The organism is Leucobacter sp. GX0328, assembly GCF_053567315.1.
The window spans coordinates 370217-388594 of record NZ_JBSGPC010000001.1 but is presented as its reverse complement, the minus strand read 5'-3'; the positions used below and the strand labels follow the sequence as shown (position 1 = coordinate 388594).

14 protein-coding genes are annotated in these 18378 nt (G+C 63.0%); 8 read left to right on the top strand and 6 right to left on the bottom strand.

What is annotated here, in order from left to right; genetic code table 11:
- Window positions 1-250 precede the first annotated feature (250 nt).
- The 4 genes from ACUYTF_RS01730 (at window position 251) to ACUYTF_RS01715 (ending at window position 8460) form a co-directional block, all read left to right on the top strand.
- Window positions 251-838, top strand: coding sequence for a hypothetical protein (locus ACUYTF_RS01730; protein ID WP_449279239.1), 588 nt, complete (start codon window positions 251-253; stop codon window positions 836-838).
- Window positions 766-5697 carry a helicase gene (locus ACUYTF_RS01725; protein WP_449279238.1) on the top strand — a complete coding sequence of 1644 codons (4932 nt, stop codon included), beginning with the start codon at window positions 766-768 and terminating at the stop codon, window positions 5695-5697. Before ACUYTF_RS01730 ends, ACUYTF_RS01725 begins: the two co-directional genes overlap by 73 nt.
- A gap of 84 nt (window positions 5698-5781) precedes the next feature.
- Window positions 5782-6237, top strand: coding sequence for a DUF7832 domain-containing protein (locus ACUYTF_RS01720; RefSeq protein ID WP_449279237.1), 456 nt, complete (start codon window positions 5782-5784; stop codon window positions 6235-6237).
- 846 nt (window positions 6238-7083) lie between these two features.
- Entirely contained in the window at window positions 7084-8460 is a 1377-nt protein-coding gene (locus ACUYTF_RS01715; RefSeq protein ID WP_449279236.1) for a Fic family protein, read from the top strand.
- A 4-nt stretch (window positions 8461-8464) separates the two neighbouring features.
- Here ACUYTF_RS01715 and mobF read toward each other — a convergent pair whose 3' ends face one another.
- On the bottom strand, window positions 8465-12133 hold the full coding sequence (gene mobF / locus ACUYTF_RS01710) for a MobF family relaxase (RefSeq protein ID WP_449279235.1): 3669 nt from the start codon (window positions 12131-12133) through the stop codon (window positions 8465-8467).
- A 152-nt stretch (window positions 12134-12285) separates the two neighbouring features.
- Between mobF and ACUYTF_RS01705 the strand changes: the two genes are divergently transcribed.
- Window positions 12286-12429: a hypothetical protein gene (locus tag ACUYTF_RS01705; protein WP_449279234.1), complete on the top strand. Its 144-nt coding sequence runs from the start codon at window positions 12286-12288 to the stop codon at window positions 12427-12429.
- Between the two features lie 454 nt (window positions 12430-12883).
- Here the strand turns inward: ACUYTF_RS01705 and ACUYTF_RS01700 are convergent, their stop codons facing one another.
- Entirely contained in the window at window positions 12884-13171 is a 288-nt protein-coding gene (locus ACUYTF_RS01700) for a hypothetical protein (RefSeq protein ID WP_449279233.1), read from the bottom strand.
- Window positions 13172-13370: 199 nt separating this feature from the next.
- On the opposite strand from ACUYTF_RS01700, the gene ACUYTF_RS01695 reads away from it, so the two are divergent.
- The 3 genes from ACUYTF_RS01695 (at window position 13371) to ACUYTF_RS01685 (ending at window position 16047) form a co-directional block, all read left to right on the top strand.
- Window positions 13371-14162: a DUF5710 domain-containing protein gene (locus tag ACUYTF_RS01695; protein WP_449279232.1), complete on the top strand. Its 792-nt coding sequence runs from the start codon at window positions 13371-13373 to the stop codon at window positions 14160-14162.
- A gap of 394 nt (window positions 14163-14556) precedes the next feature.
- Window positions 14557-15387, top strand: coding sequence for an FHA domain-containing protein (locus ACUYTF_RS01690; protein ID WP_449279231.1), 831 nt, complete (start codon window positions 14557-14559; stop codon window positions 15385-15387).
- A 165-nt stretch (window positions 15388-15552) separates the two neighbouring features.
- Window positions 15553-16047 (top strand): hypothetical protein, encoded by a 495-nt coding sequence (locus ACUYTF_RS01685; RefSeq protein ID WP_449279230.1) that lies wholly within the window; start codon window positions 15553-15555, stop codon window positions 16045-16047.
- 61 nt (window positions 16048-16108) lie between these two features.
- Here the strand turns inward: ACUYTF_RS01685 and ACUYTF_RS01680 are convergent, their stop codons facing one another.
- The 4 genes from ACUYTF_RS01680 to nrdH form a co-directional block, all read right to left on the bottom strand.
- On the bottom strand, window positions 16109-16795 hold the full coding sequence (locus ACUYTF_RS01680; RefSeq protein ID WP_449279229.1) for a hypothetical protein: 687 nt from the start codon (window positions 16793-16795) through the stop codon (window positions 16109-16111).
- A gap of 35 nt (window positions 16796-16830) precedes the next feature.
- The gene (locus ACUYTF_RS01675) at window positions 16831-17190 is read right to left on the bottom strand and encodes a hypothetical protein (protein ID WP_449279228.1); all 360 of its coding nucleotides are present in this window, start codon (window positions 17188-17190) and stop codon (window positions 16831-16833) included.
- 168 nt (window positions 17191-17358) lie between these two features.
- Window positions 17359-17880 (bottom strand): thermonuclease family protein, encoded by a 522-nt coding sequence (locus ACUYTF_RS01670; RefSeq protein ID WP_449279227.1) that lies wholly within the window; start codon window positions 17878-17880, stop codon window positions 17359-17361.
- A gap of 3 nt (window positions 17881-17883) precedes the next feature.
- Complete coding sequence (gene nrdH, locus ACUYTF_RS01665) at window positions 17884-18123, bottom strand: glutaredoxin-like protein NrdH (RefSeq protein WP_449279226.1); 240 nt, start codon at window positions 18121-18123, stop codon at window positions 17884-17886.
- Window positions 18124-18378: the final 255 nt, after the last annotated feature.

The following is an 18378-nucleotide window of genomic DNA, read 5'->3' as shown; positions in this document are numbered from 1 at the left end:
GCGATTCTGGTCGTGCAGGATCGGCACCGTAAAGGGCCGGAAGAGCATCGGTCGGCGGATCTTCGGCATTATCTGTAGCTTGCGCCTGTCGCGTGTGAGGTGCGCGTTCCCACTCATCTGGAGGTATCGCCTTCAGCTACGTCGGAAGTGGGGACCAGAATGGCTCGTAGGAGTACGAAACGATCGATTCCTGATACGCAGTTAGCGTTCGACCTATGGGGCGAATTCGAGACGACGAAGGCGGAACCACATGAGCGACCACGAAACCCTGACCCATCTCCAGAGCTCCTGGCCGGGCACGGAGGACTATTTGCGGCGGGTTGGTCAGGTGACGAACGATCTGATGGTGCTGCGCGAGCTTCGGGAACGGGAGAGCTACGAGGCGAGCCTGACCTGGTTGGACCGTCTCGGGTACGACCTGAGCGACGTGACGGCGGTCCCAACGGGGATGCAGGTGCTCCGGTTTCTGTACAGCCGGCGCATCGTGGTGAAAGCAGCCATGCAGCTGCCGGTGCTGCAGGAGCTTCAGCAGGAGCTCGACGCGGAGGAGACGGATCGGGACGTGCGGGAGGACCAGACGCTCGAACTTCCGTCGGCGGAGGACGCTCAACTCTGGGCGGTGCCCGAGCTGCAGCGCAAGCTGATCGCGTGGGCACTGGAAACGGCGCAGCGTCACGGGTTCGAGAAGCAGTTGACGGTGGCACAAGCGGTGATGCTGCTGAACGTCGTGTCGATGCTCGAAGCGGAGCCGGGCATGAGTCCCGAGTGGGCGGCGGAGTCGCTGCGGTCCGTACTCTCGAGCGGCTTGTTCGAGAAGGACGAGAACCCTCAGAGGTAGAGCGCGCCGAGCTGCAGAAGTTCCCCGGCTGGGGTGCATCTCCGGAGCTGTTCGACCCGAAGTCGAACAAGTACGCGGCCGACCGTGAAGCGCTGCAAGACCTCTGGACCGATCGCGAGTGGGCGGCCGCGCGCCGGACCGTCCTGAACGCGCACTACACCCATCCGGTGTACGTCGCCGCGATGTGGGCGATGCTCGACCGCCTCGGCATGCCGGCAGACGCACACCTGCTCGAGCCTGGCTGCGGCACCGGAAACTTCATTGGGCAGGCCCGGGCCGGCCAAACGGTGACCGGTGTCGAGCTCGACCCGACCACTGCCGGCATCGCCCAGATGCTGCATCCGGCCGCGACGATCAAGAATGAGTCGTTCGCGGAAACTATGCTCGATCACGACGGCTACGACGGGGCGATCGGTAACGTGCCGTTCTCACAGACCCGCCTGTACGATCCGGCCTACAACCCCGAAGGGTTGAGCCTTCACAACCATTTCATCGTGAAGGCGCTCCGGCAGACGAAACCCGGCGGCATCGTGGCGGTGATGACCTCGCGGTGGACTCTCGACGCGAAGGCGGAGCGGGCACGCCGCGAAATCGCGAAACACGGCGAGCTCCTGGGCGCGGTGCGCATGCCGAAGGGGGCGCATGGCGAGATCGCCGGCACTGACGCGCTGGTCGACGTGCTCGTGCTGCGCCGACGCACAGGGCCGGCTCCCGAGGAGCCGCCGACATGGCTCGGCACGGTACCCGTCGACGGCGCAGCCGGCACAGCGTCCTTGAACGCATACTTCGCTGACCACCCGGAAATGGTGCTCGGCGAGACCGGGACACGGCTCGGCCAATACGGCCCGGAGCTCACGGTGACGGCGGCGGACCCGTCTGCGGAAGTGGTGGGTCCGGAGCTTGCGGCCGCGCTGGACCGGATCGCCGATGAAGCGATCGCGGAAGGCCGGACGTGGAATGCTGCAGGGCAGATCGTCACCGACCGGCCGGTCGCGCGCGTCGTGCAGGACCCTGACTCGATTGTGGGCCACATCAGCGTCGACGAGTCAGGCTCGCTCGTGCAGGTGGGCATGGACGGGCCGGAACCGGTGCAAGTGCCGAAGAACGCGGTGCGGGAGCTGACGCACCTGGTGCGTTTGCGCGATGCTGCAGTGCAGCTGCTCGAAGCGGAGGCCGCGACGAGCGACGACACGACAGCGATCGGCGAACTGCGAACCGAACTCAACGACGTGTACGACCGGTACGTAGCCGCATTCGGGCCTCTCGGTCGCGTATCCGTGACCGTGAAAGAGCGTCCCGGGAAAGACGCGCTCATCACGCGCCGCTACCCGGCAGCGATCCGGGCGCTGCGCCAGGACCCGCACTATGCGACCGTTGTTGCGCTCGAACGCTACAACGAGGACACCGGTGAAGCGCGCAAAGCGACGATATTCCGGGAGCGCGTCGTCGGCGTTACATCCGTGGTCGATCGCGTGGAGAGTCCTGAGGATGCGATCCGGGTGTCGCTCGATCGTGTCGGCTTCGTCGATGTTCCACTCGTTGCGGAACTCCTGGACGTCGACGAAGCGTCGGTTCCGGCACGGCTCGGCGATCTCGTGTTCCTCAGCCCGGACGATGAACAGAGCTACATTCCGGCGGAAGAATTCTTGTCCGGCAACGTTCGGGCGAAGCGTCGCCAGGTGCGTGAGCTTGCGGCCGGCGACGCGACATTCCAGCGCCACTTGGACGCTCTCGAACAGGTGATTCCCGAGGAGGTCGGCCCGGCTGAGATTGACGTGAAGCTCGGCGCTTCATGGGTTCCCGTCGATGACGTGTCAGCTTTCCTCGAGCATGCTCTGAAGAAGGAAGTCAAAGCGATCGAACGTATCGACGGGGAGTACAAGTTCAGCATTGTGGGGAAGGCAGCACCGTCTTCGGAGGCACGCTGGTCGGTGCAGGGTGACCATGTGTCGTGGAGCGCACAGAAGGTCGTCTCTCGTGTGCTCAACGGCGACCGGCTGGAGATTCGCTATAAGCCCGATGCGGACGGCCCCTACCTGGTAGATCAGGCCGGCACGGAAGCACTACAGGAGCGCGCGACCGAGTTGCACGACGCTTTCCAGGACTGGTTGTGGAGCGACGCGGAACGGGTGGAGCGCCTGCAAGAGCGGTACAACGATCTCTACAACGGGATCGTGCTGCGGTCGTACGACAACGCGCAACTCACGTTCCCGGGGAAGGCTGCAACGTTCACGCCGCGGCCGCATCAACATGCAGCAGTCGCCCGCATGCTGGCGGAGCCGGCCGCGGGCCTGTTCCACGAAGTCGGCGCGGGCAAGACCGCTGAGATGGTGCTCGGGGTGATGGAACTGAAGCGGCTCGGGATGGCACAGAAGCCGGCGATCATCGTTCCCAACCAGATGTTGGAGCAGTTCACCCGCGAGTTCAAACAGATCTACCCGCGCGCGAAAGTGCTGTCTGCGGGCAGCGGCGACATCGCGACGTCGGGGAGCCGTGACGGACGAGCGCTGTTTGCGGCGCGGGCACGTACGGGCGACTGGGATGCCGTGATTCTGACCCATGCCGCGTTCGGGAAAATCGGCCTCGGCGAGTCTCGTGCGGCATATGCGACTCAGCGGCTCGAGGAGCTGCAGCTGGTGCATCAGCAGAAGCTCGCTTCATCGCTGTCTGAGCGGTCCGTGAAGAAGCTCGAGACGGAGCTCGCCCGGCAGGAAGAGAAGCTGCAGGAGATGCTCGACCTCAAGCACGACGAGGGCGTCTACTGGGAGGACACGGGCATCGACTACTTGTGCGTCGACGAAGCGCACCTGTTCAAGAACCTGGCAGTGCAGACGAAGGTCGCAGATCTCTCGAAGGACGGCGGTTCGCAGCGTGCGACCGACCTCGATATGAAGCTCTGGTACCACCGCGAGCATCGCGGCCAATCCCGAGTGGCGACGCTTGCGACTGCGACGCCGCTGCCGAACTCGATGATCGAGATGTATGTGATGATGCGCTATCTGCGACCGGACCTGCTCAAGGAAGCCGAAATTCTGACGGCTGATGATTGGGCGCGCCAGTTCACGGAGCAAGTGACGGCAGTGGAGGCCGTCGTGGAGGGCTCCGGTTTCCAGGTGAAGACCCGCACCGCGAAGTTCCGGAACGTGCCTGAACTCTTGCGGTTGTGGCATGTGCCGGGTGACGTGAAAACACAGGCCGACCTCGGGTTGCCGGTGCCGGAGCTCGTGGTGAACTCCGAGGGGGTCCGTGCGCCAGAGATGGTGGTCGTGCCGGCGACGGCTGCGCAGGAGGCCGGCATGGCCGACCTGATGGAGCGCGGTAAGGCAGTCCGAGACGGGAGCGTGCAGCCCGAGGACGACAATATGCTGAAGATCACGTCGAACGGGCGCGCGATCGCCCTCGACGCACGCCTGATGGGGCTGCCCGGGCCTGAAAGCCATGAGCTCACGAAGCTCGACGCTGTCGCTGCGAAAGTGTACGAGATTTGGGATGAAAACCGCGATCGCGAATACCTCGACGAATGGGGCGAAGTATCCGCTACCAAGGGCGCATTCCAGATCGTGTTTGCCGATCTGGGCACTCCGTCATCTGATGGTCGTTGGAACGCATACGACTATCTGCGAGAGGAACTCGTGCAGCGCGGCATGCCGGCCGCGCAGGTCCGATTCATCCACGAAGCGGGGAACGACCAAGCGAAGGCAGAGTTGTTCCAGCAGTGCCGTGACGGTCGAGTACAGGTGCTCGTGGGGTCTACGGAGAAGATGGGGGTCGGCACGAACGTGCAGGCGCGCGCGATCGCACTCCACCACGTCGACGCACCCTGGCGCCCTGCGGACGTGACGCAGCGCGAAGGACGAGAGATCCGGCAAGGAAACCAGAACGCCGAGGTGCATCTATTCCGGTACGCCACCGAGGGCTCGTTCGACTCGTACATGTGGGGCACCCTCGCACGCAAGGCGGCGTTCATCGAGCAGGTGCTGTCCGGGCGTCTCGATGTCCGGGAGGTCGACAACTCGACAGAAATGGCTCTGCAGTTCGCGGAAATGCAGGCCGTCACCGCAGGCGACATGCGCATCCTCGAGGTCGCGAACCTGCGAAACGAGACGCAGAAGCTTTCGCGGCAGTTACGCGGCCATCAGCGGAAGATCGGGTCGATCGAAGCGCGCAGAATGGCGCTCGAACAAGGGGCTGGCGTTACCGAGCACGACATGAGGGTGCTGGAGAAGCTGGCGCCGAAGGTAGTCGACAGTCGCGGCGACCTCTTCGTCGGGAGCGTGAAGTCGACGTCGTGGGCGGACTCGCCCACCTTCCGGGAACGGAAGGAATTCGGCGAAGCATTCCGGTCGACGCTGTCGCGCGCCCGAGAGAACATCGGCTACTTCGGCACGCACAACGCCAGCTACCCTGCACCACTGAAGATGACCGTCTCTGTGGCGGGGCTGGACTGGGATGCGAAGCTGCGCTGGAACGCGCTCGACAAGAACGATCCATGGCTCGAGTTCGTGCCCGGGCCCACGATCCAGGCGATGCAGTACAAGATGCTGTGGTCGCGAGCAATGAGCGGCGAACTCTCTGCGCTATCGCAAGGGTTTGAATCGCGAGCACGGTCGCTGCCGGACACGATCACGGAGCATTCGGGCCAGCTCGAATCCGCGAGGCGAGAGGTGGCAGAACTTCGCGAGTTGGAGCAGGAGCCGTGGCCGAGGCAGTCGGAGCTCAGTGAGAAGCAAGCCCGGTTGGCTGAAGTTCTCGGCGAACTTGAGCGTGAAGCATCAGCTGCCGCGCCAGAGCAGCAGGCACAAGCCACTCATCGCGCCCAGCAGGCTCCTGCGACTCCGCCGCCAACGCCCAGCATGTGAGTAATGCGAGATGAACACCACGTGACTGCTATTCCGGAGGTAGGCTCGCGGAGCTTATGCTGAGAGCGGGCCGGAACGCTGAGAATGGAGCTTTGGGTGACGGTGTTTGATAAGGCTGACTGGCATGCGGGCGGCGAGTTTCCCGCGGAACTTCCAGCCTCAGCCGCTGCTACTCACATCGGCATGTTCCTGGCATGGTGCGCCCAATCGGGTCTTATGCGCGACAAGGTTTTGACCAGCCATCTGGCCGCGTTGCACTCGAGGACGCTCACACCCGGCACCTTCGTGCTCACGGCCGCGGACGGCGTGCTCAGCACTGACCTACTCAGCGGAGAGGGCGTGGCATTCGCCAGCGCCTACTATGGTCTGCCGGGGGATGAGCTGGAAGAGGCCTCATATGAAGACGACTACGTTGATGTGTTCCTGGACGATGGTGAGACGATCTACCATGTCCCAGACACGTGGAGCTCGTTCGCTAGGATTTCGCCGGTGATCGATCTCAGATATTCCCAGATGCGAGGTCGGCTGCCATTCCCATGAGCTCTACTCCCTCGGCGGACCGGCAAGAGTTCCGTGTACATAGCAGCTCTCTGACCGAGCTGACGCCCAGCTGACGAATACCTTATCGCCCTCTGCGAGGCGGAGGCCGTGCTGTGTTGCAGCGAGCCAGCGCACGCTGCCATCGTGTTCGATGTGGATCAGCGCGCGCTGCTGGGCGTCCTCACCGTGAACCATCCCAGCGTGATCCGTTGCGATGACAATGCCTGAGGCGGAGTGGCAGCTCGATCGATCCCGAGCCGCGCGGAAGGCAGGCCAGAGAAATGTCGCTGGCAAGCCCAGTAGTACTGGAATCAGGAGAGCCGCCCACATCGCTGAAGGTTCCCCCGTCATTCCCAATGTGATTGCGCCCGTCGCGGTGAGGAGGACGATTGCGATGAAGAAAATGACGCGTGCCCGCCGCCCTGGGCGCGGGAAACACGGCTCACTCTGCTGCCGCAGCACCCCCGCCGGCGGGGCGCCGTTTGTTGTCATGAAGACAGCTAGAGTGCCCGGGGGTTGAAGGCCGAGGGTGATCGAAGCATCCATGCTTTCATGGTCGTTGACGGGCGTGACCAACCGGTTAACGACTCCAGACCGGGTTCCTGGAACACTACGGAAGTAGACGACTACTGACATGAGAGCTTGCGCTCAAGTGGATTCGAGTCATGCATGGGGTCCTGGGTTTCTGGAGAGTGGCGTCGAAGCACCGTTGGTCGGTCCGGAGTCGAAAACCAGCGAGTGGATGCCTGATGAGGCTAGGTGGTATACCGAGTGCACGGTGGGGATCCCTGCTAACATTGCGTCAATTTCCCCGCGATGCAACTTTAGAGGTCTAAAGTTGCATGCATGAGTAGCTTTGTGGAGCGGTACTGGGAGCCGGCGTCGACGTTCGGTCTGTCTCGGCGCGACCAGGCCGGGGGAACGTACCGTGCGTTCGTCCCGGGCCTCCTGGGGAAGCAGGGTCCATCGGTCAGTGTCGCAGCCTTCTCCGCGATCGCTGACGCGCAAAGCGCGGTCTCCCGGGCTGACGGAATCGTCGGTGAATCCGGGCTGTACCTGAACCACCTCCTCTTGCGTTCTGAGAGCATTGCTTCGTCGCTCATCGAGGGGCACGTGATTTCGGCAAAGAAGCTTGCGGTGGCCGATGTGCTGGGGCGGGGCAAAGAGAACGCGGTCGCGGTGCTGCGGAACTTGCGTGCGATGGAGTACGCGATCGACGTTGTGGCTCAGAAGTGGAATCTGGAGCTCGAGGACTTGGTGGAGCTGCAGCGAACGATCGCCCCGGACCTTGCCCCCGGGTTTCGTGACCAGCAGAACTGGATCGGCGGCGGCTACTCGCCGCTGACGGCATCGTTCGTGCCTCCGCCCGAGGACCAGGTCATCCCGCTCTTGGAGGATCTGCTCGTGTACGTGAACGAGAGCGAGCACCCGCCGCTCCTGAAAGCGGCGATCGCGCACGCCCAGTTCGAAACGATCCACCCGTTCGTCGATGGGAACGGGCGCACTGGCCGCGCCCTCATCCACACGATTCTGAAACGAGATGGCATCACAGACCGGGCCGTACTGCCCATCAGCACGGTGTTCTCCACGGCGAAGGACCACTACATCGCCGGACTGACCGCGTTCCGGGAGAACCCCCCGCAACTGGATCTGTGGGTGCGTGAGTTCGGGGCGTCAGCGGTGCGAGCCGCCGCGAACGTCATCCAGTTGAAGGAACGAGCGGACGAGCTGGACGCGATCTTGGCGGAGCGTCATCACGCCTGGCGCTCCAAGCAGGGGATCTCAGCGGCTCCCCGCGCAGGATCCACGGTGGAGCGCGTCAGACGTGATCTGACGGCCCAGCCAGTTGTGACGATCGGAACGGTGACGACTCGATACGAGGTCACGCGGCCGGCCGCTGAGCGCGCCCTCCAGGAGCTCGCCGACGCCGGCGTTGTGAGCGTGAGCAAGAACCACCGCGGCGTCCCCGCAGCGTACGTGTCGGACGAGCACCTGAATCTCGTGACACTGACCGAACGCAGCAACAAGGCGGGGGGCTGGGACACCGCAAACGAGGCGACCGCGTCTCGGCTGGCCGTCCCGGAGACACCCCTGCGGTGGACATCGGACGTACGCTCCACTCCGCACAGTGCCAAGAACCCCTGGGATGGTTCGTGGCCGCACGCGCAGGGTGGCCAGGGCCCGATGGGCCCTGGCCACCACGGTCCCAGCTACGGGATGTAATCGTCTAGCTGAGACGCGGCCCCTGCTGCGGGGCGATCTGTTCGTACTGGGGCACCGTGTGCACGGTGGTGTACTCCACGGCCGGTTGGGTGCGGAGCGCGGCCGCGGCGATCTGTCGACCGCGTTCGCGGTTGCGTGCGTTCTCGTGACTCCGGCCGAGCGCCTCATCGGAATCGACACCATAGAGATCTCGGTAGCAGGCAACCACAACTCCCCGTTTACGCCACTCAGCTTCGTCGCCAGGGTGTACTGGACCGAGCTCTTCGACCCACGGTGCGCCTGCCGCGACGGCTTGATCGAGAACGAACTCGGCACGTAGCTGGATTGCTGTTTCGCGGTCCCGCAGCGCCCGCATCGTGTCAGAGTCGGTGAAGTTCGGGGAACGTTCGATGAGTCCGGCTAGCAATGGCTCATCGGCCGAGGATGTAGACGCAGTGCTCTCCAGGTGCGCGGCCAGGCGGTAGTGGAGAACGGCGAGCACATCTCGGGCGCTGCCAGTTTCGCGGTCGCCCAATAGATCTGAGACGGTCTCCGGGATGTCTTTTCCGGCCAATTCGACACGGCGTAGATTCGCCAGCACTGGTCCCAGGTAGGGCGATTCCGGTGCATCTGCTTCGACCAGTCCGAGCTGTTGCAGAGTCGGGAGATATTCACGCTCGAGTTGGTCAGCGGTGATGGTGTGATATTCGGCGACGAGTTGGCGGAGCGAGCCGATCCGCCCTGCTTCATCGTGGAGGGTGTCGTGCGCGGCGATGTCGCCGCCTCGGTTCAGTACGACGTGGTCGAGCGTTTCTTGCCAGGTGCGCGACATTCCTGTCGCCGCGCTGTCGCCGAGCTGGTCTCCTTCGTCGATCACGACATAGGCGCGGTTCGAGAGTTTGCCGCGCGTCATGGCGACATAGAATGTCTCGCGCGACGCGGACGAATCTATGATTGCGTGAGCGGTGTCGACTGTACGGCCCTGTGACCGGTGTGCGGTTGTCGCGTACGCCAACTGCACATGGTCACGACAGAAAGACGCTGGCAGCGTCACCTGTTCGTCGCCGGATGAAGCGACAATGTCGCCTGTCGCCGCGTCGACGTGGGTGACGATCCATTCGTCGTTGTTTTTGACCCAGCGGTCGTGGTCAGTTCGCAGCGCGCGAGCGTTCTGCCTAGTCACGATCCGGTCGCCTGGGGACGCCACGCCGGAGGCGATTGTCGCTTCTCGTGTCGCATCGACGTGTCCTTGCTCGATGCGCCAGTCGCGAGCAATGTCGTTGAGACGTTCGACGACATCATTCGTGGGAGCGATGAGGAGCGACGTGAGCGTGTCGCCATCGGCGCCCCGTGTCGCTTCGTCCTGTTTCCATGCATCGACGGCTTGCATGACGATGCTCTCATCGAGCCCCCACGTGATGCGGCCGTGCTCGAGGTAGGGATCGAGGCCGGCGGTCTTTCCGAGGCGGAGGAGCTTGGACGCGTCCCCTTCCCAGTCAGCCTTGAACCGGTGCAGGTTGACGAGCTCTGCGACGTCTGCCCGGTCGTTCGCGAGGAGTCCGAAAGCACCGCCGGCGTCGACGGCGGCAAGCTGCGCCCAGTCACCCACGAGGAGTAACTTCGCTCCGGCCTGCTGGGCTTGGTCGTGGAGTCGATCGAGGGCGATGGTGCCGGCGATGGACGCTTCGTCGACGATCATCAAGTCGCCGGCCTTGAGTCGGTAATCGAAGCCGTCCTTCACATCAGTGCCTTGCGACGTTTCGTGGAGCCACTTGGCGGTGTTCTCGGTTTGGATGCCGAGTGAATCCGCGAGCACTTCGGCAGCGCGGGCAGTCGGGGCGAGGCCACGGACACTGCCGCTACCGTGCTGCCGCTCCCAGATCTCGCGAAGCTTCTCGAGGCTGGTGGTCTTGCCTGCGCCGGCGGGGCCCACGAGTACGTCGACAGCGCGGCCGCTGAGCACGAGATTCTCGACGGCCGCGGCCTGGTCCGAGGAGAGGATGCGCTGTTCTGCGCCAGTCGGAGCAAGGAGGAGCTCGTCAACGAGAGCGGGGTCGACGCGGGCCCCGGTAGTGGCGCGGCCGGCCTCGAGCAACCGTTCTTCCGCATCCCAGACTTCACGTGTCGTATAGAGGTCGCGCACCTGCGGATGGAACTGGCTTCCACCGTCGACGGTGCGAAACCGCCGCGGCGTATGCAACGGGTTCTTGGGGGTCAGCGGGACCGCCTGGGCGAGGACCTGGTCGACCACGTGCTGCACTGCGAGGTCACGGTCTTCAGGGGATCGGAACCTCCATCCTGCGATCGCGCGTAGCGCTGCGGTTTCGGCGTTCCGTTTCCCCCAGGTCGACCGCGACTCGGAAAGCGTATGGAGTACGAATGCGGCGGCTTGCTGTGCTGCTTCATGGTCAACGTCATCGTGGCGGAATGACCATAAGGGGAGGTCGTTCTTACGAGCCGCGCCGGCGTCGTGGAGACGGTCGGCGAACAGGAACGAGTCGCCGATATGCTGCCGTGCGCGATCGCGCCAAGACTGTGTGAGCTCGCGCAGCGTGCGGTGCTTTTTCGCTTGCCGAGTGCAAAGGGTTGCGCGCTGTCTGATCTTGATGATCTCGCGGGCGGAGGGCTGCTTGCCGGCCGCTTTCACATATTCCTGGATCTGCCGATCCTTCTCTCGCTGGATCGCCCGAGACCTGGTGGAGTACTCACGGTTCAGCGCCGCAGGAACACCAGCGATCTGCCACTTCACGGACCCCGCACTCACTCCTTGGTCGAGCGCAAATTGCTGCCGGGATGCAGGGGAATCGGCACGCTGGAGCTTGGCAAGCCAGTCACGGTACCGCTGCGGAGCTTCGAGCACCTGGTCGACGGTCCATTCGAGGCCGAACCGGGCGCTGAGCTCGTCCATGAGTACGCCGTCGTAGAACTCGCTCGCGGTGGACGCTCCGGGGAAGAGGCTGCCGCGGGAGTCGATCGTGCGCCAGCGGCCGTCTTCGCCTTGGACACGGTTCGAGACGAGCATGTGGGTGTGCAGCTGGGGGTCGCCGTCGCGGGAGTCCCAATGGTCGAATAGAGCGGCAGTGATACCGCGGACGTGAGTCTGCGCGACTCCGTCGACGCCGGTACGCGTGCGGATGATGTCATGCTCGAGTTTGTTGATCGTGGCTTGGATCGCGGCATGGTGGGCTTGCCGTATCTCGTCCTTGAGTTCGGGATCGGCGAGCGCCCACCAGGCGCTCACGCTTTTCGGGGGGCTGAAGACGAACTCGAACCCAGATACACTCTGCTTCTCCGGGGTATCGAGGACTTCTTGCCGGATCCGGTCGCCGAGCTGCTGGAACTCTGCAGAGGAGAGTTTCTGGTTTGCCGGATCGGCCGCTGCTTCCGCAATACGGGTGACGACTCGTTCCTCGATCGTGCGCGGGGTAGCGAACTTTCTTCCGATCGAAGCGCCGGTGATGGGGTGGACGCCTTCACCGAAGAGCGCACTGAGCTGCTCTTCCTCAACAGAGTCGTTCGAGGCCAGACCGAGGCCGGTGAGGCCGGCGCCGGCCCACATGCCGGGCGGGGTGCCGTTCGCCATGTAATAGGCGGCCTTGCCTTCCGCCCGGTCGAGCGTGTGCTCGGTCGCGACAGTACCCATGAGATAACCCCACGCATTCCGGGTTGCGCCGATCAACGTCACCGTCAGCATTTCTGCTCCCATTCTTCACGGCCCAATTGAGGATCCACCGTTCTCGTGGCCTGCTTTGCCGTTGTTCGCGGAGCATGTCCGCTTCGGTCCTTGCCTCGCACCGCGCATTCAGAGGGAAACACCCCTCTATTGCGACAGGAGAGAAGGCCGAAATGTTTGGACTGGACTTCATAGATTGGATCGACATCGTCACCGCGATTATCGAATACGGACCGAAGGCGCGGGACCTGGTCACCTGGTGCCGGCTCGCGGTTCATGAACGTCGTGCACGGAAGAAGGGCGACGATGACAGCTAACATTTGCGGCTCCGAACCGCACGGCTACGGCACGAATCGCCACAGTAGACCCGTCGCCGTGTCGCGCCCTCAGGGAGCACGTTGTCGCACCATGCACAGTGCGTCGACGAGAGATCCGACGCTGCGCGATGCGCGCGTTTCCGGCAGGCTGAAGAGCAGAAGCGATGCTCGACAGTGAATGCCCGGAACTTTGAATTGCAGTCTTCCGCGGCACACGTCAGCAGCAGGAGTTGCTCGAGACGATCATTCAGTGCGGCCCGCGCCTGCTCAACGAGTCGCCGGCACTGAGCGCTGCAGTACCGTCGCTGCCTCGTCGGAGTGAAGAACGTCTTGCTGCAACCCGGACGTTCGCAAGTAACGTGCCAGCCGATCTCTTGCTCTGCAGGCTTCGCGGGGTGAGCGATACCGCGACCACGGCGTAGAACCGCCTCGAACTGCTTCTGACTCCTTGACTTCATCGAAGATCGGCTTCACGGATGATCTGGTAGTTGCGAACGAACGGGTCAGGCAAGCCCCTCAGATCGAACCAATGCCGGTTGCGTGCGCGCTTGTTCAGGTCCGTCCACTGATCGGCAAGTCGCTGGTGCTCGTCTCGTGTCAGGTCGGTCCTGCGAAGTCCATCAGTGATTTCCTCGACCACTCCGTAGGCGGCGAAACGGCCGTATGACCGCATGTACCCGAGCTGCCGCTCGATGCGCAGGGCGAGCCGCCAAGCTGTGATCTGCTTCGGTTTCAGCACCATTTCTCCTTCGGTCGTGGTGGGCAATCGGCGCCCATTCACATCACAGAAGGGCGGGGCTGCGCAGTCGGTGTCACGGAACGCGGGACGCGGAAAACCTCGAATGCCAGTCGTGTAGGGAGAAAGTCCGAAGAATGAGGGCTTTCGACCGGTGGGTGATTTATGCACGATCGAAGATCGTCGACAGCCGTAGGCTGTGATCGTGAAGTACTGGCTCGAAGTGTCGTTTGACGAGAAAGATGTCGCGAAAGCTGCAGGGGCTCGTTGGGACCCTGTAGCCCGACGCTGGTATGCCACTGAGGCAACGATTGGAGCTCTCCTCCCGTGGCACCTCCCACCCCTCCCCAGCGCGGCAGCCAGCGAGGACCGGTCGTTCGGCGGTGGCCTATATGTTGATTTGGTGCCGCAGAGCTGCTGGTTTACGAATGTGCGTTCGTGCGTCTCGAAACGAGACTGGAACCGAATTCGTCGCATGATGAGTGACCGTGCCGGACACCAGTGCGAGATCTGTGGAAGTCGACGTGACAAGGAGGCCAAGAGATGGCTCGAAGCCCACGAGCGCTGGGACTATGACGAAGAACAAGCTATTCAGACGCTGCGTCGCCTCATCCTGTTGTGTACGGATTGCCACACTGCGACGCATTTTGGGCATGCCAGTCTTCGTGGGAAGGAAGACATTGCGACCTTTGTTTTGGCGCGCGTGAACAATTGGTCAGCGCAGGAACTCATGGATCATATCGATCAGGCCTTTATCGATTGGCGGCGTCGCAGCCAGCTCAGTTGGAGGCTCGATATCTCCCTTCTCGATGACCTTGGAATTGTTTATGAAGCGGTTCCTGATCCTGAACGGAGAGGCGAACTGAGCGGTATGCGACTTCAGCAAGGTGCTTTATCTCTGCCTGAGGCAGTAGTACTACCTGTAGCGGACAATCACCTTCCGCAGGAGCGCAAGCGCGGTAGACGATTCAACTGGTTTAGGCGACAGAGCCGCTAAGCCGCGTCGCGACGCGACAGCACTGACACCGACTACAGCGCACCGGGGCACTGCGGAGACGACCAATCAGGGGCGACATCGTGTCCTGTGTTAACGCGACATGACCCGGGATGGGAGACATACAGAAGACACGTCATGAGCGTCGGGGGACATTCGGTATCGAGGTGATGCCGCGACAGCGGGTGCGACATCGTGTCTGCAGTCAGAGCGACATTCGTGTCTTCACGGATCGCGACTGGTTCGTAGCGAGCGTTGGGACAGGCGATGCGCCAGTGTCGTGGCCCGAAGTCGTGTCGCGACATCGCGGCAGCGGAACGTGCTCACGTGTCGCCGCCTCTACTGGATATCGGACAGACTTTCCGCTCGTTGTGCGCGTGGTCCTGGTTCGTGAGGCGTGACTGATTCTCCGAACCCAATAACCGGTGCGAAGCGGTTGACCTGCCCGTTCTGCCTCTTCGGCAACGAGGTGGCTGCCGGAGCAACTGACCCACTGTGCCTGAACTGCGGGCTCTCGCTGAGCCGCCTGCTCGGCGGCGGCGGCCCCGCGCCCGCGCCCGCCCGGCAATCCCCGGCGGATGAAGCGCCGGCTCCTGTTCGAACGAAGCGTGGATCGAAACGACGTCGACGGAAGAAAAACGTCGAACCGTGGCTAGTCGCGCCGGCACCGATCGAACAGCCCCTCCACACGACGGTCGCCGGCACTGCGCTGGCGGGCCCTCAGGAGTTCCAAGTCGCGCCGACAGTGGTGTCGCCGCCGGTGTCGCATGTCGCGCCGCCTCCTCCAGAGACTGAACTGGAACCGGAACCGGACGAGTCGCTTGAGGCGACCATCGTCTATGTCGCGGCGTCGGCGACACAGTCGCCGTGGACATTGGAGCTCGCAACCGGGGAACACATCGTTCTGCCCGGCGGCGACGTCGTGGTCGGACGACATCCCGAAGCGACAAACGGAGCGACACCCGTGAAACTGCCGGACCCGGCGCGAACCCTGTCGCGTACGCATGCGCGTCTGCGACATGATCGCAGACGCGACATATGGACCATAGAGGATCTGGGGTCGAGCAACGGTGTCGCGACATACGACAGCGACACCAAGACGCTCTCCTATGCGACACCGGGACAGCCGGTGGACGCGACAGAGTACCTCCTCATCGGCAAGCTCGAGGCGCGACTGTACCGGCCGGACATGTCGCGACAGGGCCAGGTCGCGACGGGTGCGGCATGACGCAGGCAGTACGAGTCCGGATGTCGCGGTCGTCGCCGGTGCTCGTGTCGCTGGAGGCTGTCCGTCGCTCGCGATGTCCACCTCCCTGATCCCATATCCGTCCCCAAGTAACGACGACAAGTGCCAACGACGGTCGCCTACGTGCGACACAGAAAAGGAACAAGAATGAGTATCCCGACGACATTCACGATTCAGCACAAGTGCGGTCACGAGGAAGACCGCGACCTATCCAATGTCCCCGCGGGGCAACGAGCCGGAAAAGCAGATTGGTGGAGCTCGAAGCCGTGCTTCGAATGCTTCAAACGAACGTCGGACCGAAAAGTCTCGAAGGAGCGACAGGCCGAACGCGACGCACTCAAGCAGGAGGCGGCGGAAGATCAGCAGCGATCGAATCTCCCGATTCTCCAGGGCAGCGAGAAGCAGGTGTCGTGGGGGACCGAGGAACGCTTCAAACTCCTCCGGGACGCGTATACCGATCTCGTGCAGGAAGGCGACATGAGTGAAGAGCAATTCGAGGAGCAAGTGCTTGACGCGGCCCGCAAGATCGGCCCCGCAAAATGGTGGATCGACAACCGAGAGTCGACCTCACGCATGATGATCGAGCTGCTAGCTGACCCGGGACTACGTCCGGACGAATACGCGACCGAGAACACGTACTGACCGGGCCCATAAAAGTGCGCCCTCTACCAACCGGTAGAGGGCGCACTTTTATGATGCCGACTTACATAGCTAATCGTGGGCCCTGAGGATGGCTCGGCGTCTGCGGTTGAGAGCTTCGCATCGCCTCATGCGTGTTGTGCTCCCGAGCCCGCTCGTTCGCCCACTCGGAGACGATTGTAGTGAGCTCGGTGACGCGTTCAGCTTCGATACGTCCCTCGGTAACGAGCTGCCATTCTGGCCTACTATCGCGGTCGTCGGCGAGAGCGTAGATGTCGTAGGTCCAGGCGGAAGGGACGCGTTCATCGTCGCTCCAGTCTGTACCGTCGTACTCCTCGGTGAGGGCGAGGCGGTGATTCGCTGCACGGTTCTCGAAGACGTAGTGCCCGAGTCCGAAGGACTCAGGGTCACCATCATTAGTGAAGTCGAGCGACGAGGCATGCTTCTGGGCGATGACGCGCAGGTCGGCGTCGAGCTGCATCATGGCAGTCTCCCGGACTTGGCGTTGCGTGCTCGTTTCAATACCGAGGACTACGTCCTGGTGCTCGTCGACACGGAGGATGTAGCCGGCTTCGGTCTTGGTGAAGTGCACGGTGAAGACGCTGTGACCTTCGTCGTCTTCGAAGTCGACGCGGCCGTAGTCGTCGGAGACTGCAGGACGGGGATCTTCACGTCCGGTGTTGCCATCGCGTACCCATACCTTGGGCTCGAGTCGCCAGCCGGCGTCGTAGGGGGTGATGTTCTCAGGCATTCGTGGGCCTTTCTGTAGCGAGAATTGCGAATGAGTCAGAGGCTGAGCTGTTCACGTATGAGTTCGATGCATCGGGTCCGTGCATGCTGGTAGGTGTCGGCGCCCGTCGCTGCGTTGTCGAATTCGCGAACCGAGTGGGGGAGCACGTCAGAAATGTCGTGGGCCATCGGCGTCTGGAGCATGTGGAAGAGGCGGTACGCGCGCGGCCCGCTTTCTCGGTTCTCGGCTTGCCGCCAGCCGCCGTTCTGTACGAGCGCAACTCTGGCCCCGGTGGCGAGGTTGAGCCATTCGGCGTCTTGGCGGTCTGTTCGCAGGAGCTCGAACCGCGCGAGCGCGGGCTCCCAGACGGTTGAGAGGTGAGTGGTGCGGAGCTCGACCCAGTCTGTGCGGGGCATGTGTTCCTCGATTCTTCGTAGTGATGGTGGCCGGTGGTCAGTGGGAATGCAGTAGTCCGACAGCGACGACGGTGGCTGCGGAGAGGAAGAAGGAGCCGACGAGAGTAAGGCCGACAAGGTCGCGACGAGTCATGGTGAGTGGGGCTTTCTGTGATCGTGATGATGAGGTCACTGGCATTGGGACCAGAGCCCGGCTTCGGAGCTGCGAGCTTTTGCTTCGGCTCTGATGTGGTCTGTGCGGCCGACGTAGTCTCGGTCGTAGCGGTACTCGCGGCCGGCGCCCTGAGATAGCAGGACCACGGCGACATCGTGGCCGTCGACAGCGACGTGGCGCAGGAGCCTGCCGTAACGGTCGGAGCCGCTCTGTGTAGGGTCGTTTGAGAGAGTTACAGCCTGGCCGCCGATCATCTCCTCGAGCAGAGTGCGTGCTTCAACGGCATAGCATTCGTCGACAGAGCCGTTGCGTCCAAGTTCAGGGGTATTGATGCCGATGATCCGCACTCGAACTTCTGCACCTGCAGCGGTGGCAACAAAGGTGTCCCCATCGATTACGCGAGACACGACTACAGCTCCTGTCTGATCTGCGAGCTGCGTCACGCTCGGATCCTCGAAGACGTCTTGAGTGGCGATGATGGCGGCCGCGCCGACGATGAGCGCGAGCCCTGCAAGAGCGAAACGAAACTGTGCCATTACTCACTGTCCCGAAACGTCGTGGAGCGTGCTGAGCTTGTCGGGTCGGAAGCCACCCCAGTGGTCAGTGGGCGTGGTGACGACGGGCGCGGTGAGGTAGCCAAGAGCCTTGACTAGCTCGAGCGCTTCCTCGTTTGTCGAGACATCGACAACGTCGTATGCAATTCCCTTGGAGTCGAGCGCCCGGTACGTGGCGGTGCATTGCACGCATCCGGGCTTCGTGTAGACAGTGATCTGAGACATGATGCTGAGTTCCTCTCCTGCTTCTAGAAGCGCAAGACTGCGCTGGTCTGGAAATCCCTCCATCACGTTTTTCTTCGTGTGAAGGTGCTTGCACCGAACAGCGAGAACAGCCGGCAGGCCACCCACAGCGGCGGACGCGCGTGGCCGTCAGGACACGCGAGCACGCCGCGACAAAGGGAGCCGCGCAGCGGCGCACTGACTGGGTTGCCGGAGGTTGGTCGCGCGTATGATGCCGAAGGCTTCACACGAAGAAAA

Bases quoted from the DNA above. Each gene is read 5' to 3' on its own strand.
- ACUYTF_RS01700 (WP_449279233.1), bottom strand. From the start codon at position 13,171: ATGGTGCTGAAACCGAAGCAGATCACAGCTTGGCGGCTCGCCCTGCGC.
- ACUYTF_RS01730 (WP_449279239.1), top strand. From the start codon at position 251: ATGAGCGACCACGAAACCCTGACCCATCTCCAGAGCTCCTGGCCGGGC.
- ACUYTF_RS01715 (WP_449279236.1), top strand. From the start codon at position 7,084: ATGAGTAGCTTTGTGGAGCGGTACTGGGAGCCGGCGTCGACGTTCGGT.
- ACUYTF_RS01675 (WP_449279228.1), bottom strand. From the start codon at position 17,190: ATGCCCCGCACAGACTGGGTCGAGCTCCGCACCACTCACCTCTCAACC.
- ACUYTF_RS01720 (WP_449279237.1), top strand. From the start codon at position 5,782: ATGGAGCTTTGGGTGACGGTGTTTGATAAGGCTGACTGGCATGCGGGC.
- ACUYTF_RS01705 (WP_449279234.1), top strand. From the start codon at position 12,286: ATGTTTGGACTGGACTTCATAGATTGGATCGACATCGTCACCGCGATT.
- ACUYTF_RS01685 (WP_449279230.1), top strand. From the start codon at position 15,553: ATGAGTATCCCGACGACATTCACGATTCAGCACAAGTGCGGTCACGAG.
- mobF (WP_449279235.1), bottom strand. From the start codon at position 12,133: ATGCTGACGGTGACGTTGATCGGCGCAACCCGGAATGCGTGGGGTTAT.
- ACUYTF_RS01670 (WP_449279227.1), bottom strand. From the start codon at position 17,880: ATGGCACAGTTTCGTTTCGCTCTTGCAGGGCTCGCGCTCATCGTCGGC.
- nrdH (WP_449279226.1), bottom strand. From the start codon at position 18,123: ATGTCTCAGATCACTGTCTACACGAAGCCCGGATGCGTGCAATGCACC.
- ACUYTF_RS01680 (WP_449279229.1), bottom strand. From the start codon at position 16,795: ATGCCTGAGAACATCACCCCCTACGACGCCGGCTGGCGACTCGAGCCC.